At 60.2% G+C, this 24,479-nt stretch carries 23 protein-coding genes and 2 pseudogenes; 13 read left to right on the top strand and 12 right to left on the bottom strand.

All coding sequences use genetic code 11. The annotated features are described in order from the left end of the window. Nucleotides 1–121: 121 nt before the first annotated feature. From ABIN98_RS20515 to ABIN98_RS20500, 4 genes are read right to left on the bottom strand one after another with little or no spacing between them, the layout of a single operon-like run. Nucleotides 122–2,062 (bottom strand): efflux RND transporter permease subunit, encoded by a 1,941-nt coding sequence (locus tag ABIN98_RS20515; protein WP_346912602.1) that lies wholly within the window; start codon nucleotides 2,060–2,062, stop codon nucleotides 122–124. Then, complete coding sequence (locus ABIN98_RS20510; RefSeq protein ID WP_346912600.1) at nucleotides 1,950–3,677, bottom strand: efflux RND transporter permease subunit; 1,728 nt, start codon at nucleotides 3,675–3,677, stop codon at nucleotides 1,950–1,952. Before ABIN98_RS20510 ends, ABIN98_RS20515 begins: the two co-directional genes overlap by 113 nt. Beyond that, entirely contained in the window at nucleotides 3,674–4,777 is a 1,104-nt protein-coding gene (locus ABIN98_RS20505) for an efflux RND transporter periplasmic adaptor subunit (protein WP_346912598.1), read from the bottom strand. Before ABIN98_RS20505 ends, ABIN98_RS20510 begins: the two co-directional genes overlap by 4 nt. Before the next feature lie 22 nt (nucleotides 4,778–4,799). Continuing rightward, complete coding sequence (locus tag ABIN98_RS20500) at nucleotides 4,800–5,357, bottom strand: PadR family transcriptional regulator (protein ID WP_346912596.1); 558 nt, start codon at nucleotides 5,355–5,357, stop codon at nucleotides 4,800–4,802. A gap of 285 nt (nucleotides 5,358–5,642) precedes the next feature. Between ABIN98_RS20500 and ABIN98_RS20495 the strand changes: the two genes are divergently transcribed. After that, entirely contained in the window at nucleotides 5,643–6,020 is a 378-nt protein-coding gene (locus ABIN98_RS20495) for a hypothetical protein (RefSeq protein ID WP_346912594.1), read from the top strand. 21 nt (nucleotides 6,021–6,041) lie between these two features. On the opposite strand, the gene ABIN98_RS20490 is transcribed toward ABIN98_RS20495, so the two are convergent. After that, complete coding sequence (locus ABIN98_RS20490; protein ID WP_346912592.1) at nucleotides 6,042–6,194, bottom strand: hypothetical protein; 153 nt, start codon at nucleotides 6,192–6,194, stop codon at nucleotides 6,042–6,044. Between the two features lie 185 nt (nucleotides 6,195–6,379). Here ABIN98_RS20490 and puuE point away from each other — a divergent pair, with 185 nt between their 5' ends. The 4 genes from puuE (at nucleotide 6,380) to ABIN98_RS20470 (ending at nucleotide 9,234) form a co-directional block, all read left to right on the top strand. After that, nucleotides 6,380–7,297 (top strand): allantoinase PuuE, encoded by a 918-nt coding sequence (puuE, locus tag ABIN98_RS20485; RefSeq protein WP_346912590.1) that lies wholly within the window; start codon nucleotides 6,380–6,382, stop codon nucleotides 7,295–7,297. 98 nt (nucleotides 7,298–7,395) lie between these two features. Then, nucleotides 7,396–8,265 carry a helix-turn-helix domain-containing protein gene (locus tag ABIN98_RS20480; RefSeq protein ID WP_346912588.1) on the top strand — a complete coding sequence of 290 codons (870 nt, stop codon included), beginning with the start codon at nucleotides 7,396–7,398 and terminating at the stop codon, nucleotides 8,263–8,265. 142 nt (nucleotides 8,266–8,407) lie between these two features. Further along, nucleotides 8,408–8,764 (top strand): hypothetical protein, encoded by a 357-nt coding sequence (locus ABIN98_RS20475; protein WP_346912586.1) that lies wholly within the window; start codon nucleotides 8,408–8,410, stop codon nucleotides 8,762–8,764. 227 nt (nucleotides 8,765–8,991) lie between these two features. Next, on the top strand, nucleotides 8,992–9,234 hold the full coding sequence (locus ABIN98_RS20470; RefSeq protein WP_346912584.1) for a hypothetical protein: 243 nt from the start codon (nucleotides 8,992–8,994) through the stop codon (nucleotides 9,232–9,234). A gap of 45 nt (nucleotides 9,235–9,279) precedes the next feature. Here ABIN98_RS20470 and pobA read toward each other — a convergent pair whose 3' ends face one another. From pobA to ABIN98_RS20445, 5 genes are all read right to left on the bottom strand, one after another. Beyond that, the gene (gene pobA, locus ABIN98_RS20465; RefSeq protein WP_346912582.1) at nucleotides 9,280–10,452 is read right to left on the bottom strand and encodes a 4-hydroxybenzoate 3-monooxygenase; all 1,173 of its coding nucleotides are present in this window, start codon (nucleotides 10,450–10,452) and stop codon (nucleotides 9,280–9,282) included. A gap of 251 nt (nucleotides 10,453–10,703) precedes the next feature. Beyond that, the gene (locus ABIN98_RS20460) at nucleotides 10,704–11,348 is read right to left on the bottom strand and encodes a cytochrome c oxidase assembly factor Coa1 family protein (protein WP_346912580.1); all 645 of its coding nucleotides are present in this window, start codon (nucleotides 11,346–11,348) and stop codon (nucleotides 10,704–10,706) included. A 156-nt stretch (nucleotides 11,349–11,504) separates the two neighbouring features. Continuing rightward, nucleotides 11,505–12,710, bottom strand: coding sequence for a 3-oxoadipyl-CoA thiolase (gene pcaF / locus ABIN98_RS20455; protein ID WP_346912578.1), 1,206 nt, complete (start codon nucleotides 12,708–12,710; stop codon nucleotides 11,505–11,507). 1 nt (nucleotide 12,711) lies between these two features. Next, nucleotides 12,712–13,482 (bottom strand): CoA-transferase subunit beta, encoded by a 771-nt coding sequence (locus ABIN98_RS20450; protein WP_346912576.1) that lies wholly within the window; start codon nucleotides 13,480–13,482, stop codon nucleotides 12,712–12,714. 11 nt (nucleotides 13,483–13,493) lie between these two features. After that, nucleotides 13,494–14,351 (bottom strand): CoA transferase subunit A, encoded by an 858-nt coding sequence (locus ABIN98_RS20445; RefSeq protein ID WP_346912574.1) that lies wholly within the window; start codon nucleotides 14,349–14,351, stop codon nucleotides 13,494–13,496. 137 nt (nucleotides 14,352–14,488) lie between these two features. Here ABIN98_RS20445 and pcaQ point away from each other — a divergent pair, with 137 nt between their 5' ends. The 4 genes from pcaQ (at nucleotide 14,489) to ABIN98_RS20425 (ending at nucleotide 18,613) form a co-directional block, all read left to right on the top strand. Beyond that, a complete protein-coding gene (pcaQ, locus tag ABIN98_RS20440) occupies nucleotides 14,489–15,415 on the top strand; it encodes a pca operon transcription factor PcaQ (RefSeq protein WP_346912572.1) in 927 nt (308 codons plus the stop codon). 215 nt (nucleotides 15,416–15,630) lie between these two features. After that, the gene (locus ABIN98_RS20435; protein ID WP_346912570.1) at nucleotides 15,631–16,662 is read left to right on the top strand and encodes a TRAP transporter substrate-binding protein; all 1,032 of its coding nucleotides are present in this window, start codon (nucleotides 15,631–15,633) and stop codon (nucleotides 16,660–16,662) included. A gap of 72 nt (nucleotides 16,663–16,734) precedes the next feature. After that, nucleotides 16,735–17,232 (top strand): TRAP transporter small permease, encoded by a 498-nt coding sequence (locus ABIN98_RS20430; RefSeq protein WP_346912568.1) that lies wholly within the window; start codon nucleotides 16,735–16,737, stop codon nucleotides 17,230–17,232. Continuing rightward, nucleotides 17,225–18,613, top strand: a complete 1,389-nt coding sequence (locus tag ABIN98_RS20425) for a TRAP transporter large permease (protein WP_346912566.1) — start codon at nucleotides 17,225–17,227, stop codon at nucleotides 18,611–18,613. Before ABIN98_RS20430 ends, ABIN98_RS20425 begins: the two co-directional genes overlap by 8 nt. 209 nt (nucleotides 18,614–18,822) lie before the next feature. On the opposite strand, the gene ABIN98_RS20420 is transcribed toward ABIN98_RS20425, so the two are convergent. Next, complete coding sequence (locus ABIN98_RS20420; RefSeq protein ID WP_346912564.1) at nucleotides 18,823–20,316, bottom strand: BCCT family transporter; 1,494 nt, start codon at nucleotides 20,314–20,316, stop codon at nucleotides 18,823–18,825. A 255-nt stretch (nucleotides 20,317–20,571) separates the two neighbouring features. Between ABIN98_RS20420 and ABIN98_RS20415 the strand changes: the two are divergent. The 4 genes and pseudogenes from ABIN98_RS20415 to ABIN98_RS20400 all read left to right on the top strand — a co-directional run bounded on the left by ABIN98_RS20415 (nucleotide 20,572) and on the right by ABIN98_RS20400 (nucleotide 24,038). Further along, nucleotides 20,572–21,433 (top strand): annotated as a pseudogene (locus ABIN98_RS20415) (ATP-binding cassette domain-containing protein). Next, the gene (locus tag ABIN98_RS20410) at nucleotides 21,426–22,253 is read left to right on the top strand and encodes a metal ABC transporter permease (protein WP_346912904.1); all 828 of its coding nucleotides are present in this window, start codon (nucleotides 21,426–21,428) and stop codon (nucleotides 22,251–22,253) included. Before ABIN98_RS20415 ends, ABIN98_RS20410 begins: the two are co-directional and overlap by 8 nt. Continuing rightward, nucleotides 22,250–22,682 (top strand): annotated as a pseudogene (locus ABIN98_RS20405) (Fur family transcriptional regulator). The gene ABIN98_RS20410 and the pseudogene ABIN98_RS20405 overlap by 4 nt, the downstream one beginning before the upstream one ends. Before the next feature lie 123 nt (nucleotides 22,683–22,805). Continuing rightward, the gene (locus ABIN98_RS20400) at nucleotides 22,806–24,038 is read left to right on the top strand and encodes a glycosyltransferase family 87 protein (protein ID WP_346912562.1); all 1,233 of its coding nucleotides are present in this window, start codon (nucleotides 22,806–22,808) and stop codon (nucleotides 24,036–24,038) included. A gap of 72 nt (nucleotides 24,039–24,110) precedes the next feature. On the opposite strand, the gene ABIN98_RS20395 is transcribed toward ABIN98_RS20400, so the two are convergent. Next, nucleotides 24,111–24,380 carry a PilZ domain-containing protein gene (locus ABIN98_RS20395; RefSeq protein WP_346912560.1) on the bottom strand — a complete coding sequence of 90 codons (270 nt, stop codon included), beginning with the start codon at nucleotides 24,378–24,380 and terminating at the stop codon, nucleotides 24,111–24,113. Nucleotides 24,381–24,479: the final 99 nt, after the last annotated feature.

Raw genomic sequence — 24,479 nt, 5'->3', positions numbered from 1 at the left:
GCCTTCAACTGCATAGTTGTATGATGCAACTATCATGCGCTTGCGCAATAATTTTGGCAAGCCTCCGGACAAACAAAAACCGCCGGGAAATGGTCCCGGCGGTTTCGGTTCGGTGGAGCGTCTATTCGGCCGCGTTGGGCAGGTCCTGTGGCGGGACCTTCGGCGGTTTCGGTTTTTCCATTTTGATCACCCGGGCTGGGGCGTCTTGTTTGGACGGCTCCTCCGGCGCGTCGGATGTTTCCGGCCCGGCTGCTGTCGCGGGAGCGCCCCGCCACCAGGTGACGGCGCGCCGTCCGGACTGCATCCACACGCTCGGCAACGCGATCATCACGGGGATCATGATCAGCGTCAGCAAGGTGGAAAAGGCGAGCCCGGAAATAACCGCGGTCGACAATTGCACCCACCACACGGCGGTGATGCCGCCATAGGCGGTCACCTGGTTTAAGAAGTCCAGATTGATTGCGGTTGCCATCGGGATCAGTCCGGCGATCGTGGTGATCGTGGTCAGCAGGATCGGTCTGATCCGCTGCACCGAGGTCTTCAGGATCGCATCGAGCGGCTCCATCCCGTCTTCGCGGAAGCGGTTATAGGTATCGATCAGCACGATGGCGTTGTTGACCACGATCCCGGCCAGCGCCACGACGCCGGTCCCGGTCATGATGATCGAGAACTTCTGACCCGTGACGATCAGCCCCAGAAGCACGCCAACCACCGACATGATCACCGTGGAGAGGGTGAGGGCCGTCTGGTAGAACGAGTTGAACTGGGTGAGCAGGATGATGAACATCAGGAACAGCGATGCCACCATCGCCTTCATCAGGAACTCGCCCGATTCCTTCTGATCCTCGTCCGCGCCGCGGAACTTCAGATAGATGTTGTCCGGCCATGTCTGGGTCTTCAGCCACTGATCGAGTTCGCGCACCTTGTCGTCGGGCAGCGCGCCCGACGCCGGATCGACGGTGGCTTTCACCATCATCGAATAGAGCCCGTCCCGCCGGGTGATGTCGGATACCTTGGGCGAGGCAGAGCGGGTCACGAAGTTCGAGAGCGGCACCAGTCCGAGCGGCGTTTGAAGGCGCAGCTGATCGAACCGGTCGAGCGTGCGCTGGTCTTGCGGCAGGCGGACGCGGATATCCACCTCGTCCTCGCTGTCGGACGGGCGGTATTTGCCGACCAGAACACCGTTGGTAACCAGCTGCACCATCGAGCCCACCGAGGCGATGTCGGCCTTGTAACGGCCCGCCTGTTCCCGGTCGATCGACATTTCCCATTCGATGCCCGGCAGCGGCCGGTCGTCTTCCTGGTCGAGCAGGCCCTCCATCTGGTCCACATAGGCACGGACCCTGGCGACGTTTTCCACCAGCGTGTCGTAGTCGGTGGACTTGATCTCAAGCTGCAGGTCCTTGCCCGTTGGCGGGCCGCCTTCGATCTTGCGGGTTTCCACCTTGATGCCCGGAAGAGAGGCCGTCCGGTCACGGATCTCGGCGAAGATCTGCTTCGCCTCCCGGCGGCAGCAGAAGTCGGCCAGTTCAAGCTGGAGTTCGCCGATCACGTCGGCCGGCTTGTCCTGGACGCCGCCGAGGACCTGACCTCCGCTGGCTCCTCCAGGCGCCTTGGCCGAGGTCACGACATTCTCGATGCCCGGTATCTGAAGCACTTCGCGCTCGACCGCCTGGACCAGTTGGAGCGATTCCCGGGCAGACAGGTTGCCGCGCCCTGAAACGAGGACGACCGCCTGGTCGGGCTCTTCGTCGACGAAGAATTCCACACCAGTGGGATTGCCGGCAAAGGCGCCGAAGATCATGACGCTGCCGCCGATCATCACGACCAGCGTGACGATATTTCCGATCGGATTGCCCGCCAGAAGCTTCAGGAAGCGGACATAGACACCGGCCATGCCACCGATCTTGTTGACGTCGAAGGAGGTGGAGCCGGAAACCGCTTCCGCTTCAGCGCGTTCCGCCGCATGGATCCGTTCTGCCCGGGCCTTGGACCAGCGAACGAACGGACGCAGGACGAAATAGGAGGCGAAGCCGACACTGGCGAACGCGGAGGCCGGCAAGGGCAAACAGGATCAGGCCGGCAAATGCTGCGGGCACAAATGCAGGCAACAGTCCGGCGAGCCCCGGCGCCGTCAGGACGAGGGTCCCTGCAACCGACGCGAAGAGGAAGGCCAAAAGCCCGTTCGCGTACCGGCCCATGAAATGGGAGATTTGCGCAAAGATGGCGCCGGTCACGGGAATGAACACCATGGCTGTCAGCAGGGATGCCGACAGAACGATGATCACCATGATCGGCAGGTAGCTCATGAACTCACCGGCGACGCCCGGCCACATCAGCATGGGCAGGAAGGCGGCAAGCGTGGTTGCCGTGGACGACACGATCGGCCAGAACATCAGCCGCGCGGCGCGGATATAGGCTTCCTTGTCCTCCATGCCCTCGGAGATCTTGCGGTCGGCATATTCGGTCATGACGATGGCGCCGTCGACCAGCATGCCGACCGTCAGCACGAGGCCGAACATCACCATGTTGGACACGGTGTAGCCCATGCCGCCCAGGATCAGGAAGCCGATCATGAAGGAGGTCGGGATCGCCAGGCCGACGAGCAGCGCGGACCTGAGGCCGAGTGCCGCGACAACCAGGATCATCACCAGGAAAATCGCCGTCAGGATCGAAGACTGCAGCGAGCCCAGAACCTCGAAGGTCTTCGAGGACTGATCGAGCAGCAGGTTCACCTTGACCGTTTCCGGCCAATCCTTCGAAGCCTGTTCCACGACCTGCCGGACCGCGGCGTTGTTTTCGATCAGGTTGGTGCCGATCCGCTTGGTGACCTCAAGGGCGATCGCAGGTTTGCCGTTCACTCTGGTGTAGGAGGTGGCGTCCTTGAAGGTTCGTCGGATATCGGCAACGTCAGCGAGCGTGACGACCGCTTCTCCATTCTGCTTGATCGGCAGCGAATAGACATCATCCGCCGTTTCGATCAGTCCGGGAACCTTGACGTTGAACCGGCCGTTGCCGCCGTCGATGAATCCGGCCGGGACGAGCTGGTTGTTCAGTGTCAGCGTGTTGAGCAGTTCCTGCTGGGTGACCGAATAGGCTTCCAGTTTCTGGCTGTCGATCACGATTTCCAGCAGCTCTTCCCGGTGCCCGGTGAGATCCGCCGAGCGAACCGTGTCGATCGCCTCGATCTGGTCCTTCAGCCGCCGGGCCAGGTTATAGAGCGTCCGCTCTGGAACGTTGCCGGACAGGGCGACGGTTATGGTCGGCAGGAGCGCGAAATTGGTCTCGTGAATAGTCGGCTCCTCGGCATCTTCCGGGAGCTCGCCTTTTGCCTGGTCGACCTTGTCGCGCACATCCGCGAGCGCTTCGTCCTTGTCGAAGGAAATATCGAATTCCAGGATGATGGACGCGTGACCCTCCGCCGCGATCGCGGTGATCTCCTTTAGCCCGTCGAGACCGCGCAGTTCCGTCTCCATCGGCCGGACCAGCAACCGTTCCGCGTCTTCCGGAGAGATGCCCTGCTGCATGATGGACACGTAGAAGACCGGAACATCAATATCCGGGCTGTCTTCCTTGGGGATCGTCAGATAGGTGTATGTGCCGGCAACGATCAGCGCCAGCATGAGGACGAAAACGGTTTTGGGCCGTCTCAGGATGGCTTCAAGGGCATCGATCATTGGGCGACCTCGGCCGTTTTGAGGACAGGTTCCACCTTCTGGCCATCGGTCACGTAGTCCTGGCCGACGGTGATGATGCGCACGGTATCCGGAAGTCCGCCGACCCAGATGCCGTCATCGCCGCCCCCCAGAACCTTGACGGGGTAGAAGACGGTGACCTGATCGTCGTTCACGCCACGCAGGCCAAGCTCGCCGGCATCGTTCAATGTCAGGATGGCAGGCGAGATCTTGTGGGCTCTTTGGGTCGGCAGTTTGAGCCGGGTCAGCGCCGTGGTCCCGTCACGGGCGATGCCTTCCTTGTTCGGAAGTTCGACCTCGATCCGGAAAGTTCGTGTTTCCGGGTCGGCCGCAGGCGCAATGTAGCGCACGGTACCGGACATCGATTGACCGGATATAAGCCGCACTTCCGCGTCCATACCCTTCGAGATCAGGCCGATATCCGTTTCCGACACCTGGCCGATGGCAATCATCGGGTCGGTTTCGACGACGGTGGCGCAGACGTCGCCGACATTGAGGCGCGCGCCGACATTCGCCATCGGGCTCTGGATGATGCCGTCGATCGGCGAATGAATGACCGTGCGGTCAAGTTCCATGCTCGCTTCTTCCACGCGGGCCTGAGCGGCGTCGAGTGCGGCCTGCAGGGCTGCGACCCGGGTTTCCGCCGTGAAGCCCTTGGAACTGAGCTGAGTGGCAGCCGAATGATCGAGCTTTGCCTGGGCGAGGCCTGCCTTGGCCTCAAGCACATTGGCTTCCCGTGTTCCCTTGTCCAGAATGCACAGGACATCGCCCTTCGAGACTTGGTTGCCTTCGACGGCCGGGCGTTCGACGACACGCGCTGCAGTCTCGGCGCGGACCTCCACCTTGGCTTCGGCTTCTGTCCGCCCGCGGATTTCCAGAACCGGCTGACGTTCCGTGGCGCTCAACGTGGAAACCTGCACTCGGAACAGGGCGTCTGCGGTTTTCTCCTGCCGTTCAGACGGCGGGGGTGTGGCGTCCGCACTGTCTTCGCGTCCGCCGATGACGTAGGTGCCGGAATACATCCACAGGCCAATTCCGGCAGCAAGACCGGCGGCGAGCACATATGAAAATTTTAAACGCATAGGAATGCTCCAAAAACGATGTCTATTCGGCCGCGGCCCGGGAGGGGGGCAATGCGGCTCCGCCTTCTGCAATTCTGATCAGCTCGTCGCCGTGGGTCTCGAGATAGTTGAGGGTGAAGCTCATGCAAGCGATGCCGTAGGACTGTGCCCAGTTGGACCCCTTATGCGGGCAGGTCGCGTTGTGATCGGTCAGATGCTTGAGCTCTGCGCGAACCTGTTCCTTGCGCCGTTCGATCGCCCGGCGGATAACGTCCGGTCCGACCTGTTCAGCATAAAGAGCCACCAGCAGGAAGGGGGACTTGAACGTGTCCGCGGCCTGGGGTTCGCACAAAGTGGTGATGAATTCCTCGCGGCCGGCATCGGTGATCGAATAGACCTTGCGGGCCGGTTTGCCCGGATGGGCCTCTTCCTGCACGGTCACCATGCCGTCGCTGGTCAGCTTGGCCAGAGCCGGGTAGATGGAACCGAAACTGGCATCGTCGAAATAACAGAACCGGCCTTCGGTGGCTTCCTTGCGGATTTCATAGCCGGTGGCATCGCCGAAACTGAGGATCGCCAGGCAAAGGCTGCGAACGCTCATGGTGGGGTAGTCCTTCCTGTTTTCCGAAGATACCGGTTGAAACGCACCGGTCTTGCTCGCGAAAAATGCCGATTGCCTGAACATGGGACGCAAATCCCCTTATTCAAGCCCGATATATATCGGATCTATATATTGGACGGATATATGGCAAGCTCTTGACCGGAAAAATGTGCCCGCTGCGAAAACTTGTCCGCTTTACAGGGGAGGGAAACTTGTTTTCCATATTCAAATAGTGCGAAATCCTGCCGGAAAATGCGCGGCAGGGTCTGTCAAAGAGGTGCGCCGATGGCCAGTAAGAAAACCCGGGGGTCGATCCTGTCCGGCTACCTGCCGAAAAATCCGCTGTTTCGCCTGCTTGCGATCAACGGGATGATCGGGCTGGGCATCTCCGCCCTGGTTCTGGCGGGCCTGTTCTGGTCGAACGTCGGAAATCTGCGAACCCTGGTCATGGCCTCGGACAATCCGGTGCTTCCGGTCGTCATGCTGGCCTGCGGGCTAATCATTACGCTGTGTTCGGTGGTCATGGGTTCGGCGGTCATGATGCTGAAATCGCATGATGACGACCGCAACCGGAAGGGGCCGAAATTCAAGGCCGTCAGCGCGTTGATGGCTCCGCGGGAGAACCTGGCGCCTGTTCCCGTGCCGGTGCGTCCGAACCGCTGATCCCGCGGCTAGGAGGGGCGGTCAGTCCAGCCTTTCGGGCTGGACAGGAGATTCCACGACAGGTTTTGCGAAGGGCCCTTCGGCGGCCTCCGCGTTGATGACTTCCTCATTGATCAACAGCGTCATGGCCGCTGCCGCGAAGAGGCAGAGAAAACCGGCGGAAGCGAGCTGCATGGGTAAATTCCTCGATATCTGTATTTCGGTCGCCGAGTTACCAGCCAAGGTTCTAAACCGAGGCAAACCGGACGTTTAAAATTTGAGCTATAGGCAGGAATTACGAGGATTTGAAATCTCCCTCTTGCACGGGCGTGTCGCTTGGGGTTTGGTGCGCAGAAGGTTTCAATAGGGATTTCAAGGATATGACCTCCTCCTCATCCTATCCGCGCGACATGATCGGCTACGGACGCAATACGCCGGACCCGAAATGGCCGGGGGGCGCGAATGTCGCGGTTCAGTTCGTCATCAACTACGAAGAGGGCGGCGAGAACAACATTCTCCACGGCGACGCTGCTTCAGAAGCTTTCCTGTCGGAAATCGTCGGCGCCCAGCCCTGGCCGGGCAAGCGCCACTGGAACATGGAATCCATCTACGAATACGGCTCCCGTGCCGGTTTCTGGCGCCTTTGGCGCATGTTCACCGGCCGCTCCATCCCGGTCACGGTCTACGGGGTTGCGACCGCGCTCGCTCGTAATCCGGAAGCCGTGGCAGCGATGAAGGAAGCGGACTGGGAAATCGCTTCTCACGGTCTGAAGTGGATCGAATATGCGGATTTGCCGGAAGAGGTCGAACGCGAACACATGCGCGAAGCGATTCGCATCCATGAGGAAGTGACCGGGTCGCGCCCGCTCGGCTGGTACACAGGCCGCTGCTCGATGCAGACCCAGAAGCTGGTCATGGAAGAGGGCGGTTTCCTCTATGATTCCGACAGCTACGCCGACGATCTGCCTTACTGGGTCGACGGGCCGGACGGTGATCATCTGGTCATTCCTTACACGCTTGATTCCAACGACATGCGCTTTGCCGCGGCGCAAGGCTTCAATTCCGGCGACCAGTTCTTCGCCTATCTGAAAGATGCCTTCGACGTGCTCTACGCGGAAGGCGAGGCCGGGGCGCCGAAGATGCTCAACATCGGTCTGCATTGCCGTCTGGTCGGCCGGCCGGGCAGGGCGGCTGCGTTGGCACGCTTCCTCGACTATGTCTCCTCCCATGACAAGGTGTGGCTCCCCCGACGGATCGACATCGCCTGGCACTGGCACGCCCATCACGCGCGCGGGTGAGAGGGATACCTAAATCCGGCTTGCTGAGCCCAGCAAATTCGGCCCGAACAGAGCGGCAGACAGTTGCCTTGAGAGGGGACTGTTTGCCACAATGACCTATGCAGACAGCACCCGTTCCACGTTATCATCTCTACGGTGAAAACGATCAGGCCGACGATTTCGATTTCTTTCACATCGAGACGATCCGGGCTCGATCGGCGCCGCTCGGCTGGTCGCTTGATGCCCATAGTCACATTCACCTGTTCCAGTGCCTGATGATCACCGCCGGCGAAGGCCGTTTGACCGACGACACGGGAGAGCGCCGCATCGCGCCGGACACGGTCGTCTTCACGCCGCCCGGCGTGGTGCATGGCTGGGAATTCACGCCGGACACCCAGGGCCACGTGGTGTCCTTCACCCACGATTATCTGACCGGCTCCGATGACGGTCGAGACCTGGCCCGGCTTCTGTCCGGCCAGGGCGAAAGCAATCACCTGATCACTCCGTTCGGCGATGACCGCCTGAAGATCTGTCGCTATCTGCAGGAATTGGCGGAAGAGTTTGACAGCGGCAAGCGCCGGCGTCTGGTGTTCCGGCCGCTGATGACCCTGATGCTGGCGCGCATGTTCGCCGGTAGCGGGGAGGGCGGCGATGTCGATGCGGCCCCCGGCTTTTCTCTGTTCCGTTTCCGAGCGCTGGTCGACACGCATTTTCGCAGCGAGCGGACACCGGAATTCTATGCGGCGGAAATGGGCATGCCCGTGGCCCGTCTGAACCGGTACTGCCGCCTGTTCACCGACCGTACGGCAACCCAGTCGATCAGGGACCGGATTGTCCTTGAGGCCAAGCGCCAGCTTGCCTTCTCATCCATCCCGGTTTCCGAGGTCGCCTATGACCTGGGCTTTGACGACCCGGCCTATTTCTCGCGGGTGTTTCGCAAGGAAACCGGCGAAAGCCCCCAGGAGTTCCGGAGCCGGCAGAAGCCTTGAAGCCGTATTTTGAGCGGGACGCGCAATTAACGTTACTATGAAGGAATTTAGTTGAATTGACTATTTATGGTTGAACCTGACCGCCTGCCAAAATACAACCGGAAGTGTATTAACTTCTTGTTAAGTTTTGGGGCAAAGGGCAATGCGGTTTCCTGGTTCTTACTTTCATGTCTATGTATTTGCAGTGTTTTTTATAGGTTTTGGCTTGGCGGTCGCTAACGATCCTGTCGCTTTTGAAGGAAAGGTTCGGCCGACGGTGCGAGAAGTTGCAGCGGTGTTCGAAGAGGTAGAGGATTACGTCTACAACTCCAAGATCGGCGCAATGGCGGAGGAAACGTCAGACCTGTTCGCAAAGACGCTCCGTTTGCCGACGACACTGCTGGAAAAAGTCTCCGACGCACTGGAAAAGGCCCGAAAGGAAGCAGCAAGACCTGTCCGTTATGAGGAAGAACCTTCCATACCGGATCATGAGAGCCCAGCGGAAACGTCACGCGCTTGAGGCCGGTAGAAATCTCCAGCCGGAAACTGACAGATAAAGCCGGATAGAACACGCAGGTTCGGCAGTGATTATTGGTAATTATGCCAATGGGATCTTCAGATAACTTCCGAACTCGAGCCGTGCGGGTGTGAATCAAAGAAAAATTATATAATTTCCGCCAAACATTTCGCTCCAAGTCTGAACGACAAACGCATGCCTGCGAAAGGTCTGCGGCGCAAGGAGCGGAAATGCGGGTTACGGAACAAGAAGCAAAGAAGATGTGGTGCCCGTTCGTTCGGGTCGAAGGCAGCAACCGCGTGTTCAACACGAAAACATCCGGTTTCGATGCGGAACATCTCTACCAGCACTGCATCGGATCGAAATGCATGGGCTGGCGGCCGTTCATGTATTCTCATGTCAAGGGTGGCGATGAAGCCTTCGAGCACCACGGCTATTGCGGACTGGCCGGCCGTCCGGAACTGGGCGACTAGGCCGGCCGCCTAATTTTCGGCGACCGGTCTACTTGTCCATTATCTTTAAAAGGGCAGGCCGACGTAATTTTCCGCCAGGCTGACCTGGGCGGCATGGGAGCTTGCCAGGTAGTCCATGTCGGTTTGCTGCATCTTCGCATTGAAGGCGCCCAGGTCCGGGAACTTGTGCAGGAGCATGGTCATCCACCAGGAGAAGCGTTCCGCCTTCCAGATACGTGCCAGTGCCTTTTGCGAGTAGTCGTCCACGCCGGCCGACGATTTCTCGTCGTAATATTCGATCAGCGCATTCGAGAGGTAGTAGATGTCCGAGGCTGCCAGGTTGAGGCCCTTCGCGCCGGTCGGCGGTACGATGTGGCCCGCATCGCCCGCAAGCATCAGTCGGCCGAAGCGCAACGGCTCGGCGACGAAACTGCGCAGGGGCGCGATGCTCTTTTCGATCGACGGCCCGGTCTCCATGTTGGCGGCGGCCTCTTCGCCGAGCCGGATCTTCAACTCGTCCCAGATGGCATCGTCGGACCAGGCGTTGATATCGGTGTCGACGGGCACCTGGATGTAATAACGGCTCAGGCTGTGCGAACGCATGGAGGCGAGTGCGAAGCCGTTGGCATGGTTGGAATAGATCAGCTCGTGGTTCGCCGGCTTGACGTAGGACAGGATGCCAAGCCAGCCGATCGGATAGACCTTTTCAAATTCTGTGATGGCATCCTGGGGCACGGAGGCACGGGAGACGCCGTGATAGCCGTCACAGCCGCAGATGAAATCGCAGGCGATCTCGTGGGTGACGCCGTCCTTCTTGTAGGTGACGCGCGGGTTGTCGGTGTCGAAGTCGAGCGGGGTGACGTCTTCCGCCTCGTAGATCAGCTTGGCATCGCGGGCGGTATGGGCGTCCATCAGGTCCCGGGTGACTTCCGTCTGGCCGTAGACCATTACGGTCTTGCCGCCGGTCAGGCCTTTCAGGTCGATGCGCAGGCGGGTGTCGCCGACCGACATGTTGAAGCCGTCGTGGGGCAGGCCTTCCTTGTACATGCGTTCTGAAACGCCGGCCATTTCCAGCATGTCGACCATGCCCTGTTCCAGCACGCCCGCGCGAATCCGCGACAGGACATAGTCCGCCGAACGCTGTTCGAGGACGACGCAATCGACGCCGGCACGGTGGAGAAGCTGGGACAGAAGCAGGCCGGACGGGCCGGCTCCGATAATGGCAACCTGGGTGCGCATGATGTTCCCTCCTTAAAGCACATCAACAGCCTATTTTGATTGCCGCGGATTTTATCCAACACGCAGGGCAACGAAATGGACGATCCAGACGAATGCTTGGACATTTTCATCGCCGCCCGGATCTCAGGTGAGGCATGCGAGGTTTCTGCAACCGCCCGACACGCCTTGAATCACTTTCTGAAGCACCGGAATCAGAAACTCAGCAAAGCGATTCAGACCTTTGTTCTGACTCCTGTTTTTCGGCCAGGAAATTACAGATCCTGTGGCGCGCCGGGTATCGAGACATTGGCCTTGTTTTCCAGAACAATAGGCACGGTCGTTCCTTCCGGATAGACCACGAGCACGCGCAGCTCCCAGATGCCGTTGGTGCGCACCGCGTGCGTGATGGCCCGGCCGGACCCTTTGCTGCCCGTAATCGAAAAGTTGAGGTAGGCCGTGCCGGTTCCGCCGGCTTCAACATTGATGCTGCCGTTGATCCAGAACCCGGATTCGATATTGCCGCCAAGCGCGTCTTCGACCGCAGCATCGTTGCGGACGGCCGCCATGGTCATTGCATAGGCGTCGCTGCTTTTCATGATCGCGGGAAGACCTGCGACTATACCGACGCCAAGCCCGATCGTGACGATCCACACGATCACGCCGGCGATCGCCCATTTTCTCTGGGTGCTGCGGAAATGCTCCGCATCCCGCCAGGCTCGGTTTCGCCAGGCCCATCGGCTGCCGCGGGCGCCGAGGACGAAGAACATCACAAGGTTGACCAGCGGAACGAACATCAGCAACGCAATGAAGACGCTGTTGCCGATGCCCCAGATCCAGTTGAGCAGAAAGGCGCCCCAATTCCACCGGTCCAGCTCCGGCGGGATCTCGGGCGGCTGGTTGAGAGGTTCACTGGTCATGGGGAGGGTCCGCTGCTTCTGCTTGAAAGAGCGCAGCTTGGGCTCTAATTGCCGGCCCGGCAAGTGCTGGCGCGGACGGGTAGTTCTATCTGCCGAGGCCGGGGCAGGATCGACGGCGGGGTCAGCCCCGCCGTCGAAAGAGTCTATGACTATCGGTCAGACGGCTTCCAGAGCGATCGCAATGCCCTGGCCGACGCCGATGCACATGGTTGCAAGCGCCAGCTTGCCGCCACGCATCTTCATCTCCATGGCCGCGGTCCCGGCGATCCGGGCGCCCGATGCGCCGAGCGGATGGCCGAGCGCGATCGCGCCGCCGTTCGGGTTGATGTGCTCGCCGTCGTCATCGAGACCGAGATCCCGCAGCACCGCAAGACCCTGGGCAGCGAAGGCTTCGTTGAGTTCGATGACGTCGAAATCCTTCGGCGCGATGCCGAGGCGGGCGCACAGCTTGCGGGTCGCCGGAGCGGGGCCCATGCCCATGATGCGCGGGGCCACACCAGCGGTCGCGCCACCGATGACACGGGCAATCGGGTTGAGGCCGTATTTCTCAATGGCCGCCTCGGAGGCGATGATGAGCGCGGCCGAGCCGTCGTTGACGCCCGATGCGTTGCCGGCCGTCACCGAGCCGCCTTCGCGGAATGGTGCGCGCAGCTTGGCAAGTGCCTCGATCGTGGTGTCTCCACGGATGTGTTCGTCCTGATCGACGATGATCGGGTCGCCTTTCCGCTGGGGGATCGTGACCGGCACGATTTCCTTGGCGAAACGGCCATCTGCCTGGGCGCGTGCTGCGCGCTGCTGGCTGCGCAGGGCAAATGCATCCTGGTCTTCGCGCGAGATATTGAAGTCCGCGGCGACGTTTTCCGCCGTTTCCGGCATGGAATCGATGCCGTACTGCTTCTTCATCAGCGGATTGACGAAGCGCCAGCCGATGGTCGTGTCATAGACCGCGTTGGACCGGCTGAAGGCGGTGTCCGCTTTCGGCATGACGAAGGGCGCGCGGGACATGCTCTCCACGCCGCCGGCGATCATGAGATCCGCCTGGCCGGCGGCAATGGCGCGGGCCGCGGTGATGATCGCATCCATGCCGGAACCGCACAGGCGGTTGATGGTCGATCCGGGCACGCTTTCGGGAAGACCTGCGAGCAGGGCGGACATGCGGGCGACGTTGCGGTTGTCTTCGCCGGCCTGGTTGGCGCAGCCGTAGTAGACGTCGTCGACTGCGGCCCAGTCCACATCGGCATTGCGTTCCATCAGGGCTTCGATCGGGATGGCTCCGAGGTCGTCGGCGCGAACGCCGGACAGGGTGCCACCATAGCGGCCGATCGGGGTGCGGACATAATCGCAGATAAAGGCGCGTTGCATTCTATTTTCCTTCGTGGGCTGCCTTGGTACGGGCATGGAGGTCCCGAAGAACCTCCAGTTCATGAGCCTCAGGCGCCGGGGTTTCTCCGACGTCTTCGGCGAATTTGGCTTTCCAACCGACGGTTTCCCGAATCTGGTCCCGTGTCACGCCCGGATGAAGGGACGTGACCGTGAACTCCTTCGTTTCCGGATCCGGCTCCCACATTGCCAGATCCGTAATCAGACGGGTTGGGCCCTTGGTGGTAACACCATGAGCCGCGCGGTCGTTGCCGCCCTTGCCGTGGCCGAGGGAGGTGACAAAGTCAAGCTTTTCAACGAAGCCGCGCAGCGACTGTTTCATGGTTATGAAGATTTCACCGCAGGAAATGGCGATCTCCGGCGCGCCGCCGCCGCCGGGTAGGCGGACTTTCGGCTTGTCGTAGTCGCCGACCACCGTGGTGTTGATATTGCCGAACCGGTCGAGCTGCGCGCCACCGAGAAACCCGACGGTGATCCGCCCGCCCTGGAGCCAGTAGCGGAACATCTCCGGCACGGAGACCGTGGTCAGGGCCGTCCTGCAGAGTTCGCCGTCGCCGATGGACAGCGGCAGAACGTTCGGCGCAGTCCCGAGAGTGCCGCTCTCGTAGATGAGGGTGATGTCCGGCGCATGGGTCAGTCGGGCCAGGTTGCAGGCCGCCGACGGGGCGCCGATACCGACGAAACACACGTCGTCGTTCTTAAGGGCGCGGGCCGCGGCAACGGTCATCATCTCGCTAGGGGTAAAGTCGCTCATGTCCGCTCTCCTCAGCCCGCGTTTTTCAGGTGGGCGACACGGGTCGCAAAGACCTCCGGCCCCTGTTTCAGGACATGTTCTTCCATCCAGGCCGTAAAGCTGTCGCGATCGGCAGAGACCTTGTCCCACTCGATATAGGCGGCGTTGTCACGGCCATAATAGGTCTGGGTGTAGGACGGATGCGCGCCACCTGGAACGGCGACGACAGAGGTGACCGTCCAGGACGGCAGGACGGTCGCGTTCGGCGAGATGGCGCCGAGGTCGTCGACGATTTCCTCCACGGTTACGATGGACCGCTTCGCCGCAAGGACTGCTTCCTTCTGCACGCCGGTGATGCCCTCCATGAACACGTCGCCCTTGGCATTCGCCTTTTGCGCGTGGATGACGGCGACATCGGGCCGAAGCGAGGGAACCGCGGCGAGCTCCTCGCCGGTGAAGGGGCAGGTGATGAACTTGATGTTCGGATTGACCCGGGTCAGCTCCGCGCCGCGGTAGCCGCGAAAGATGGCGCAGGGCAGGCCGGCGGCACCGGCCTCGTAGGCGTTGGCCATGGCCGCATGGCTGTGTTCCTCGATTTCGACCTGTAGCGGCCAGCCGTTTTCCAGAGAATCCCGGAAGCGGCGCAGCAGGCCGACGCCCGGATTGCCGGCAAAGGAGAAGATCATCTTCTTCACACAGCCCATGCCGATCAGCTGGTCGTAGATGATGTCCGGCGTCATGCGCATGACGGTCAGGTCCTTGCGGCCTTGCCGGATGACTTCGTGGGCGACGGCATGAGGGATCAGGTGGGTGAAGCCTTCGAAGGCGATGCTGTCGCCGTCGCTGATGTTGTCGGTAACGGCTTCTGCCAAAGACTGGAATTTTGCCATTGTTTCTCCCGGCTTGTTTTCGCGCCGGTACCCTTCCGGTGACCGGGCCGCATGGAATTTTGGCTGCATATTTATCTGTCGATTAGGTTATGTAAAATGAGAAATCGAGCAATTAGAATAACCAGCGGGAATATGATGTGATCGACCCTCGTGTGAAATACCGGCATGTCCAGTGCTTTATGGAAGTCGCCCGCCAGCGCAGCCTGGTGAAGGCGGCGGACGCCCTGGCGATCACGCAACCGGCCGTTTCCAAGACCTTGAAGGAACTGGAAGACATCCTGAAGGTGCGTTTGTTCGAGCGCAGCCGACGGGGCGTGACCCTGACTCAGTTCGGCGAAGTGTTTTTCCACTATGCCGGCGCCAGCCTGGCGGCGCTTAAGCAGGGTCTGGACAGTGTCGCCCAGGCGCGCATGTCGGGCGAATCCTATCTGAATGTCGGAGTGCTCCCGAGCGTGGCCGCGCGGATCGTGCCGGATGCTGTGCGCACCTTTCAGGCCGAGAACATGGAAACCACCCTGTCCCTGATCACCGCACCGAACACATTTCTTTTAAGCCGGCTGCGGGCAGGGGAGCTCGATCTGGTGGTCGGCCGTCTTGCCGACCCGGCCCAGATGGCAGGCCTCGCATTCGCTCATCTTTATTCGGAAAGTGTTTCCTTCGCCGTGCGCAAAGAACATCCGCTTCTTGGGCAAGAAAAACCGGACCTCCGTCGGATCGCGGACTATCCGGTTCTTTACCCGACAAAAGAAGCGGTTATACGCCCTTATGTTGAACGGCTGCTGCTTGCCCATGGCGTGACCCACCTGCCGCGACGCGTCGAGACCATTTCCAATATCTTTGGACGGACCTATACGCTCGAGACCGATGCGATCTGGGTTATATCCAGTGGCGTTATCTCGCGTGATATTGCCGCAGGGGATCTCGTGGAATTGCCGGTCGAGACGATTGAAGCAACGGGGCCGGTGGGCCTGACGACGCGGGCAAACGCTGCGCCCACACCCGCATTGCTGATGTTCCAAAGCGCTTTGAGAGCCTCGGCTGAAGAGAAATCCATGCGGCTATGACGGTCGATTTTTAATGCTCGGGTACCGATCGGTTTCGGATTGCTTTTTATATGATCCTATAACCACAGCTTATGCCGGATTAAGAAAAGCTCATTTTACAAGATTAAGGATATGGAATAGCCATTGGTGACATGTGATAACGGTCTGAGTAATCTTGACGATGCAAGTCACGATTAGGACTGAATCATACTGTGCACACTACTGGGAGGATTAGTATGAAACGTTTACTATCAGCGGCCGTAGGTTTTGTCGCCGCGACGATGCTGGCGGGATCCGTCAGCGCGCAGGAGCCGGAAGTCACCCTGACCCTGCACCACCTGCTTGGCCCCAAGGCGCCGGCGCAGACCAAGATGCTGGAGCCGTGGGCAAAGAGCGTCGAGGACGCATCCAACGGTCGCATCAAGGTCGAGATCTACCCGGCCATGTCGCTGGGCGGCAAGCCGCCGGAGCTCTACCGTCAGGCGCGTGACGGCGTCGTCGATATCGTGTGGACCGTTCTGGGCTACACCCCGGGCGTATTCCCGCGGACCGAAGTCTTCGAACTTCCGACGATTCACCGCGGTTCCGCCAAGCAGACCACGATCGCGATGGCCAATTCCTGGGATCTGGTCAAGGACGATTTCAAGGACATCAAGCCGATCCTGCTTCACGTTCATGGTGGTCAGGTCTTCCACATGGTCGATAAGGCTGTGAAGTCCCCGGCCGACCTGGAAGGTCTGAAGATCCGCACGCCGTCCCGTACCGGTGGCTGGATCATCGAAGCACTTGGCGCCGAGCCGGTCGGTATGCCGGTTCCGGATCTGCCGCAGGCCCTGTCCAAGGGCGTGGTTGCCGGTGCTCTGGTCCCGTTCGAAATCGTCGCTCCGCTGAAGCTGCAGGAACTGACCCATCACACGACCGAGGGTCCGAACAGCCTGCGTTTCGGGACGTCCACCTTCATGATCGGCATGAACCTGGATCGCTACAACAGTCTTCCGGACGATCTCAAGAAGGTCATCGACGATCATTCCATGGGGAATATCGCTGCCATCTACGGCCAGGTCTGGGATGACTCCGAAGCCGGTGGTAAGAAGCTCATCGAAGCAAACAGCGAGCTGATCACCCTGAGCGACGACGAGTACAAGGCCTTCACCGACAAGATGCAGCCGGTCGTCGACAAGTGGATCGCCGAAGCCAACGGCAATGGCATGGACGGCGCCGCCATGGTCGAAGCCGCGCGTGCCGCTGTGATGGACGTCAAGGACTAAGGGTCCAAAAAGAACAAGCAAGATGGCGAACGGCGCAGTCAGCGCCGTTCGCTTTTTTAAAAGGGCAAGGAAATGTACTCATTGTTGCAGCGGGTCGTGACGCTGTGGGCACTCCTGGGGGGATTGCTCGCGGTCATCATCGTACTCGTTACCGCCGTGAACGTCGGGGCGTTCACGCTGGATTTCGCCTTGAAACCGCTCGGTATCTATGTGCCGGCTCTTCCCGGTTATGAGGATTTCGTTAGGTTGGCGATCAGTGCCGCTGCCCTGAGCTTCTTCCCCTACACCCAATTGAAAAAAGGCCATGTGGCGGTTGACCTGTTCGTACAGGCGTTTCCGAACTGGCTGCAGAAAATCCTGGATCATCTCTGGCAGGTGCTCACCGCCGTGGTGGCCGCCGCGCTCGCCTATTACATGTGGCAGGGGATGCTCGAAACACGCGGCGACAACACCATGACCGCCGTGCTCGGCTGGCAGGAATGGCCGTGGTATTTCCCCGGCGTTGTCTCCATGGCCCTTTGGTCGCTGGTTGCTTTGGGTCAGGTCCTCGGAGGCAAATCCCATGGGTGAATTGGAACTTATCGGTATTGCCGGCCTGGCCGTCCTGTTTGTGCTGCTGGCCCTGCGCATGCCTGTTGGTCTGGCGATGCTCGTCGTCGGGATCGGCGGCACGTATATCCTGTCGCTGGAAGCCTCCTTCATTCGTTTCGGCCCCTACATGAAGCAGTTCAAGTCGCTGCTTTGGGGCAATATGGCCAATTATGACCTGTCGGTCATACCGTTGTTCGTCCTGATGGGGTTCCTGGCAAGCCAGGCCAATCTCAGCCGGGACCTGTTCAGAGGAATGGCAGCCCTGATGGGACGCTTTCGGGGCGGGCTCGCCATGTCGGCGATCGGTGCGTGCGCCGGCTTCGGCGCTGTGTGCGGCTCGTCGTTGGCAACCGCGTCGACCATGGGCCGCGTCGCCCTGCCGGAGCTTGACAAGCTGAACTATTCGCCCCGTCTGTCGACAGGCGCGTTGGCCGCAGGCGGGACGCTCGGCATTCTCATCCCGCCGTCCGTAGCGCTTGTGATCTACGCCGTCATCGTTGAAGGCTCGATCATCGATATGTTCCGGGCAGCCATCATTCCCGGGCTTATCGCGGTCATTTTCTTCATCGCGGTCATTGCCATCCTGGTTCGCATAAATCCGAGCCTGGCACCGACGACGCAGACCATGACCCGGGAGGAAAAGCACGAAGCGCTGCTACGTCTGATCCCGGTGATCATTATCTTCGGTTCGATCATTCTGGGACTGGGGATCGGTCTGTTCACGCCGACCCCGGCCGCCGGTGTCGGTGTGTTCGCGATCCTGGTCTACGGTTTCGGTCTGCGCCTGTTCGGCAAGGAAGGCCTGAGCTTCAACGGCGTCGGCACGGCGTTGATGGAAACGGCCAAGACCAGCGGCATGATCTACTTCATCCTGTTCGGCGCCGAGGTGCTGAAAGGGTTCTTCACCCGAGCAAACCTGCCCTCGACCATGTCGGCGTGGGCCGGAAACAGCGGGCTTGATCCCTACATGGTGCTTGCGATCATGCTGATCATCTTCGTGATCCTCGGCTGCTTCATGGATTCGCTCGCCATGATCCTCGTGGTGGTGCCGTTCTTCTGGCCGGTGATGGTCGACCTCAACGGAGGCGACTACGCAACCGCGGCCTCCGCGACCTTCGGCATGGGTGCTGAAGACCTGAAGATCTGGTTCGGCATCCTGACACTCATAGTGGTCGAGTTAGGGCTGATCACGCCACCGGTGGGTCTGAACGTGTTCATCATCAACGCGCTCGCCAAGAACGTGCCGATGATGGAGACCTTCCGCGGCGTGCTGCCGTTCTTCGGCGTGGAAATCATCCGGGTGATCCTGCTGATGGCGGTGCCGGGGATCGTAATGTTCCTGCCCAGGCTATTGGGGTAGGCACCGCAGCCGCCTGTGAAAAGACGGAAGGGGCCGCAATGATGTTGCGGCCCCTTTCTTTTTGGCTTCGCGTGCTGCTTCTCTAGCCGCCGGATGTTCTTTTCCAGGCTTTGTTGCCGATCACGGGTCCGGCCGAAGGGCGAGCCAGATGAGAAGGCCGATATAGCCAAACACGGTGACATTCATGAAGGTGTCGATCAGCTCGTGGCTCATATGTAAGTCTCCTGCCGCAACCGCCGGAGCAGGCAAAGAACGAGAACGGGCACGATAAACACGAAGGCAGTGGCCGAAAGCGCGATGATCGAGCGCACCAGCGCGATGTCGCCCACAAAAACCATGGCCAGCCCCAGCGCACCGAGAATGGCGCCCCAGATCGTGCGAATTCGCGGGGAGGGGTCTTCGTTGCCGCCCGTCCCGATCACGGCGAGCGTAAACCCGGCACTGACGACACTGGTGACCACGAAAAGGAACGCGGCGACTACGGTTGCCGCGCGGGTCAGACCATCGAGAGGGAAGCGCTCCAGCAGCGCGAAGGTCGTGGCATCCAGGTTTTCGCGGTTCACGATGGACAGCGCGCCATCCTGGCGAAGCGCATCAAAGAACCCCAGTCCGCCGAACACCCCGAACCACAGGATCGAAAACAGCGTCGGTGCGATGATGACGCCTGCGAGGAATTCGCGGATGGTCCGTCCGCGGGAGATCCGGGCGATGAAAATGCCGACAAAGGGCGACCAGGCGAGCCACCAGATCATGTAGTTGAGCGTCCAGCTCTGGAACCAGTTGACAACGCCCTGGTCAAAAAACTCGGCAGTCGAGAAGCCGGCCGGCAGCGCTCCGAACAGGTAGCGGCCGAACCCGGAGACGATGCCGTTCATGAGATAGGAGGTTGGCCCGAGGATCAGAAGATAGACCATCAGGCCGATCGCGATCAGCATGGCCGTGTTGGAGAGTTTGGCCATTCCCTCGCCGAGATCGCGTCGGAGCGGGATCAGGAAGGCGATACACATCGCGACGAAGACAGGCAGGGTCAATGTGCCGGGGTCCGCGATGCCGAGCAATCCGGCCAGGCCGGTCTGAACCTGGAAAACGCCCATTGCGAGGGAACCGGCGAGCCCCACGGCAATCGCGACGATCGACAGCAGATCGAACAGCCACCCGGCTGCCCGGGTCCAGCGGGTCTCGCCCAGAGCATCCGTCAAGGGAGCGCTAAGCAGAAGCGTGCGTTGGCGGCGGAATGCGAAATAGGCGATGATGAGACCGACCATCGCGTAGATCGCCCATGCATGAAAGCCCCAGTTCAGATAGGTGACGAAGAGCGCATGCGCGGCAGCCTGAGGTGCGGGGGAAAACTGCTTGAGCTCATCGAAGTGTGTCAGTGGCTCCGCGGTTCCGTAAAACAGCAAGCCGACGCCCATTCCCGCCGCAAACAGCATGGCGATCCAGGCGGGTGTCGAGAATTCGGGTTCTGCGCCCTCCGGGCTCAGTCTGATTTTACCGAAGCGTGAGAAAGCCAGGAAAAGGGCGACAAAGAGCAACCCGCTCGCTTCCAGCATGATAAACCAGCCGCGACTGTCGAACTGGGTTGTCACTGCCGAAGAGGCAAGGCTGCCCAGTTGCTGTGGATCGACGATACCCCAAACGGCGATTGCTGCACTGATCGCCACAGCAACGATCAGCAGAGGTCTTGGGGACTTTCCATCCATGACATCAGGCCTCGCAGATAAGATCCGGGATCGGTTTTCGATGTTGCCGCCAACCACCTTGAATTCCTAACAGGAGATCGGGCAGTGATCCAACCGGGGTCAGGCTTTCGATGGCTTTCTCTTCGGTCTCAAAGGTGAAATCACGGCTGATGAACCTTTTGTCAGTGCAATTGCCAATAGCGTCACGAATGCCTATATGTGTAATAATATAACATTCGCGCGGGCGATTCTGCCCGTCAGCATCGGAAAGATTTCATGGATGCAACCGCACACATGCCGCCTCTTGTCAGGCTCGAACAGGCCGGCATTCAGCGCAATGGCGACTGGCTGGTTCGTGGCGTCGATCTGTCGGTGGCGCCCCGGGAAATCGTAACCCTGATCGGACCGAATGGATCCGGCAAGTCGACGTCGGCCAAGATGGCGCTTGGCATTCTGAAACCCACCGAGGGCAGCGCCAGGCAACGGCCCGGCCTGCGGGTCGGCTATGTGCCTCAGAAGCTGATGATCGACTGGACACTGCCCTTGACGGTCAAGCGGTTCATGCGGTTGACGAGCAAGCTATCCGTCGGGGAAATCGCGGAAGCGCTCGAAGAGACCTCCACCACCCATTTGATGGATCAGGAGGTGCGCCATTTGTCCGGGGGGCGAAATGCAGCGGGTGCTTCTGGCACGCGCCATCGCCCGCAAGCCCGATCTTCTCGTGCTGGACGAGCCGGTCCAGGGGGTCGACTACTCCGGTGAAATCGCGATCTACGACCTGATATCGGAAATCCGCGACCGGCTCGGATGCGGCATTCTGATGATTTCCCACGATCTTCACGTCGTGATGGCGGCAACCGATCAGGTGATTTGCCTGAACGGCCACGTCTGCTGCAGAGGCACGCCGAGCGATGTCTCCAGGAGCGAGGCTTACCTCGAACTCTTCGGTCATCGGGCGGACAGCCCGCTTGCCGTCTACGAACATCACCACGACCACGTGCATCTCCCCGATGGCCGCGTCCGGCACGAGGACGGCACCCTGTGCGATCATTGCCCCGGTCATGACGGACACGCGCACGACCATTCCCATGCCCCGCAGGCGGCGGACAAGAAGGAGCTGGGTGTACACGATGCTTGACGACTTCTTCACTCGCGCGCTTGTCGCCGGCATCGGTGTTGCCCTGGTTGCCGGGCCCCTCGGCTGTTTCATCGTCTGGCGGCGTATGGCTTATTTTGGCGATACGCTGTCGCATGCGGCCCTTCTGGGCGTGGCGCTGTCCCTGCTGCTTGAGATCAACACCATGCTTGCCGTTTTCGCGGTCTGCGTGGCCCTGTCCCTGTTGCTGATGGTCCTGCGCCGGCGCGAAGGCTTGTCGTCAGATGCGCTCCTCGGACTTCTGGCGCATTCCTCGCTGGCGATCGGGCTCGTCTGCCTGGCCTTCATGACCTGGGTGCGCATGGATCTGATCGGCTTGCTCTTCGGCGATATTCTGGCGGTTTCAAGGTCGGATATCGCGGTCATTTATCTTGGCGGTGCGGTTGTGTTCGCCGGCCTGTGTATCATCTGGAATGCCCTTTTTGCGGCGACTGTAAGTCCCGAACTCGCGGCAGCAGAAGGCATCCGGGCGGAACGGGCGAACCTTGTTTTCACATTGCTTCTTGCCGCCGTCATCGCGATCGCCATGAAGATCGTGGGTGTGCTTCTGATCACCGCGCTTCTGATCATTCCACCGGCCGCAGCGCGTCAGCTGGCGTCCGGACCGGAGCAAATGGCGGCGCTGGCGGCCTTCATCGGCTCCGTTGCCGTCGTCGCCGGGCTGTACGGGTCGCTGCAATGGGACACGCCGTCCGGCCCGTCGATCGTGGTTGCGGCGATGGTTCTTTTCATGCTGAGCCTGTTGCCGGTCCGCTATTTGGGCTCCAGGCGGCAAAGCAAGATCCCAGGAGGACGCTCATGAGCAGCACGCATGTCGGTTCGCATACCGCACACGATCTTCCCAAACTGACGCGAAATCAGGGTCTTGTATTCGATACCCTGTCCGCTGAGGCGGGTCCGATGACAGCCTATGCGATTCTGGATGCCTTGCGTTCGGAGGGGTTCAAGGCACCGCTTCAGGTCTACCGGGCACTGGACAAGCTGGTCGAGTTCGGGATCGTTCACCGCCTGGAAAGCCTCAACGCCTTTGTGGCCTGCAGTCATCCGGGATGCGGAAAAAATGAGACCGCCGCCTTCGCCCATTTGCGAGACATGCGGTGGGGTGGATGAATTCACCCCCGAAAAGGCGGTCGACTGTCTCCAGGCATGGGCCGACAGTACGGGCTTTGTCCCGACGAGAACCACGATTGAGCTACGCGGCACCTGTAAGGATTGCACCGCTAACGCATAGTGGAAATCGGCCGTGAGCGGCGCGTACACATAGGGCGCGCCGCCCTTCTTGCGCGTTTTTTAGAGTTTCGAAATTATTATCGCGAATAAATACCGCATTGTTTTTCAATTGTGCGGCAATCACTTGTCTCAGGATCAGACTTCCGTCTTCACTTACCGGACCCGACCGTGTTCCTCATCGCGCCAGGCGTCTCTTGGCGGTCCGCTTTTCCTGTGCGCAGTGATCCTGGCGGCCTTCTGCAATATCTACTTCGTAGCCAAGCAATGGGATCAGCTCTGGACATTTCCCCAGTCCGTCACCCAGTCGGAGCGGGAAGATCTCGATGCCTTCTATCGTGCTTCCGAGCTTGCCCAGGAGGGCAGGGCGGTCGAAGCCTATGATCCGGAGATTTTCCGTCCCGGCCTGTCGGAAACCCAGAATCACCTGATCTTCGTCAATCCCCCGCATTTCCTGCTGTTTGCCTATCCGATGGCGTCCTTCAGCTATGGGGAGGTCAAGGCGGCGAGCGGGATTCTGATTCTGGCGTCCCTCCTATTGATCCCGTTATTCGCCCGACAGCCTGCGGAAATGGTGATCCTCTTCGCCTTGTCCGCGGGCCTGCACTATACCTTGCTTCGGATGAACATATCCGTCGTGATGGTGGCCCTCATCGTCTTCGCGCTCCAATACGCGGAACGCAGGCCGGTCCTCGCAGGCCTCGCTCTGGCGGTTGCGACCATCAAGCCGCAATACGGCTGGCTGGTTCCGTTTTTCCTGCTGAATTCCGGGGCCTATCGGTGTTTTGCGGTGGCGGCAATCGGCACGGTCTTTTTGGTGGCCGCATCGGTTCTGGCCTTCGGTTGGGACAGCTGGCCGGCCTTTCTTGGGATATTCTCCGATCCGGACTTCAAGAAATACGCCCTTGGCGTCACCCCCGGCAGTCTGAGCCTTCAGGCAACGGTCGGCAAACTTGGCGGGTCGGACGGTCTGCGCAGCACGGTCCAGGTGATCGCCATGGCGGCAAGTGCCGGGCTGGTCCTGTTCCTGCCCAGGCGCTGGAGCCGGGAAGCCCGGATCGGCGTGATGCTCTTGGCCTCCGCGGCCGTGGCCTCCTCGTTTCTCTATTACAGTTGGTCGCTGGTCTGCGCGGGGCTCTTATTCATGCTGCTGGCAGTGCCGCGCTGGCCGGTGTCGATGCAGGCCATCGCAGGCCTGGTCTGGATGCAGCCGGCCTTGGCGATGCTGTTTTTCAACATCTATCCTGCCTATGCCACCGCATATTCGGTGTTTGTCTACGCAACCATCTGCGCAAGCTTGGCGCTGGCAATCGTGCTTGTTGCCCGGCAGGACAGGATGACACCTGTGCGCGCAGGCTGAGCATCCCGGATTTCTGAAGATGGAAAGCCCGGTTCGTCTGGCTGGCGGATCAGATCTCAAGGACCGTTGGCGTTAGACGATGGTCTCCGCCGGACCGGTAAAGCGGATGCCGATCCGGTCATCCTGGCGCCAGATCACTTCGGCCGGCCGTCTTTTGTGATCGGAATCCATATAAAGCAGAAATTCCGACGGTATACCCGTGGTGCTTGGCACGAGCAGCAATGCTCCGGTTTCGCTTGCGTTGCGAATGGTGCAGTCGAACACACGTGACAGGCGATCGTAGACAATCCGTCCCGCCTTCAAGGTTCGCATACGTGTGTCTTTTCGGCTGTCCTGTTCCATTGCCTGTCCCGGCTTTTGTCAGGATTACAATCCTCTGAATTTCTGAAAAAAGGGTTTTCAGAACATTTTGAAAATTGAAATCTTAAAAATCATCGGAGA

It is taken from the genome of uncultured Roseibium sp., from assembly GCF_963675095.2.
Lineage (GTDB): Bacteria > Pseudomonadota > Alphaproteobacteria > Rhizobiales > Stappiaceae > Roseibium.
This window is presented reverse-complemented; position numbering and strand designations above follow the sequence as displayed.

Bases quoted from the DNA above. Each gene is read 5' to 3' on its own strand.
- ABIN98_RS20425 (WP_346912566.1), top strand. From the start codon at position 17,225: ATGGGTGAATTGGAACTTATCGGTATTGCCGGCCTGGCCGTCCTGTTT.
- ABIN98_RS20395 (WP_346912560.1), bottom strand. From the start codon at position 24,380: ATGGAACAGGACAGCCGAAAAGACACACGTATGCGAACCTTGAAGGCG.
- ABIN98_RS20505 (WP_346912598.1), bottom strand. From the start codon at position 4,777: ATGCGTTTAAAATTTTCATATGTGCTCGCCGCCGGTCTTGCTGCCGGA.
- pcaF (WP_346912578.1), bottom strand. From the start codon at position 12,710: ATGCAACGCGCCTTTATCTGCGATTATGTCCGCACCCCGATCGGCCGC.
- ABIN98_RS20445 (WP_346912574.1), bottom strand. From the start codon at position 14,351: ATGGCAAAATTCCAGTCTTTGGCAGAAGCCGTTACCGACAACATCAGC.
- ABIN98_RS20500 (WP_346912596.1), bottom strand. From the start codon at position 5,357: ATGAGCGTTCGCAGCCTTTGCCTGGCGATCCTCAGTTTCGGCGATGCC.
- ABIN98_RS20510 (WP_346912600.1), bottom strand. From the start codon at position 3,677: ATGATCGATGCCCTTGAAGCCATCCTGAGACGGCCCAAAACCGTTTTC.
- pobA (WP_346912582.1), bottom strand. From the start codon at position 10,452: ATGCGCACCCAGGTTGCCATTATCGGAGCCGGCCCGTCCGGCCTGCTT.
- ABIN98_RS20410 (WP_346912904.1), top strand. From the start codon at position 21,426: ATGCTTGACGACTTCTTCACTCGCGCGCTTGTCGCCGGCATCGGTGTT.
- ABIN98_RS20490 (WP_346912592.1), bottom strand. From the start codon at position 6,194: ATGCAGCTCGCTTCCGCCGGTTTTCTCTGCCTCTTCGCGGCAGCGGCC.
- ABIN98_RS20495 (WP_346912594.1), top strand. From the start codon at position 5,643: ATGGCCAGTAAGAAAACCCGGGGGTCGATCCTGTCCGGCTACCTGCCG.
- ABIN98_RS20460 (WP_346912580.1), bottom strand. From the start codon at position 11,348: ATGACCAGTGAACCTCTCAACCAGCCGCCCGAGATCCCGCCGGAGCTG.
- ABIN98_RS20420 (WP_346912564.1), bottom strand. From the start codon at position 20,316: ATGGATGGAAAGTCCCCAAGACCTCTGCTGATCGTTGCTGTGGCGATC.
- ABIN98_RS20475 (WP_346912586.1), top strand. From the start codon at position 8,408: ATGCGGTTTCCTGGTTCTTACTTTCATGTCTATGTATTTGCAGTGTTT.
- ABIN98_RS20450 (WP_346912576.1), bottom strand. From the start codon at position 13,482: ATGAGCGACTTTACCCCTAGCGAGATGATGACCGTTGCCGCGGCCCGC.
- ABIN98_RS20470 (WP_346912584.1), top strand. From the start codon at position 8,992: ATGCGGGTTACGGAACAAGAAGCAAAGAAGATGTGGTGCCCGTTCGTT.
- ABIN98_RS20435 (WP_346912570.1), top strand. From the start codon at position 15,631: ATGAAACGTTTACTATCAGCGGCCGTAGGTTTTGTCGCCGCGACGATG.
- ABIN98_RS20480 (WP_346912588.1), top strand. From the start codon at position 7,396: ATGCAGACAGCACCCGTTCCACGTTATCATCTCTACGGTGAAAACGAT.
- puuE (WP_346912590.1), top strand. From the start codon at position 6,380: ATGACCTCCTCCTCATCCTATCCGCGCGACATGATCGGCTACGGACGC.
- ABIN98_RS20430 (WP_346912568.1), top strand. From the start codon at position 16,735: ATGTACTCATTGTTGCAGCGGGTCGTGACGCTGTGGGCACTCCTGGGG.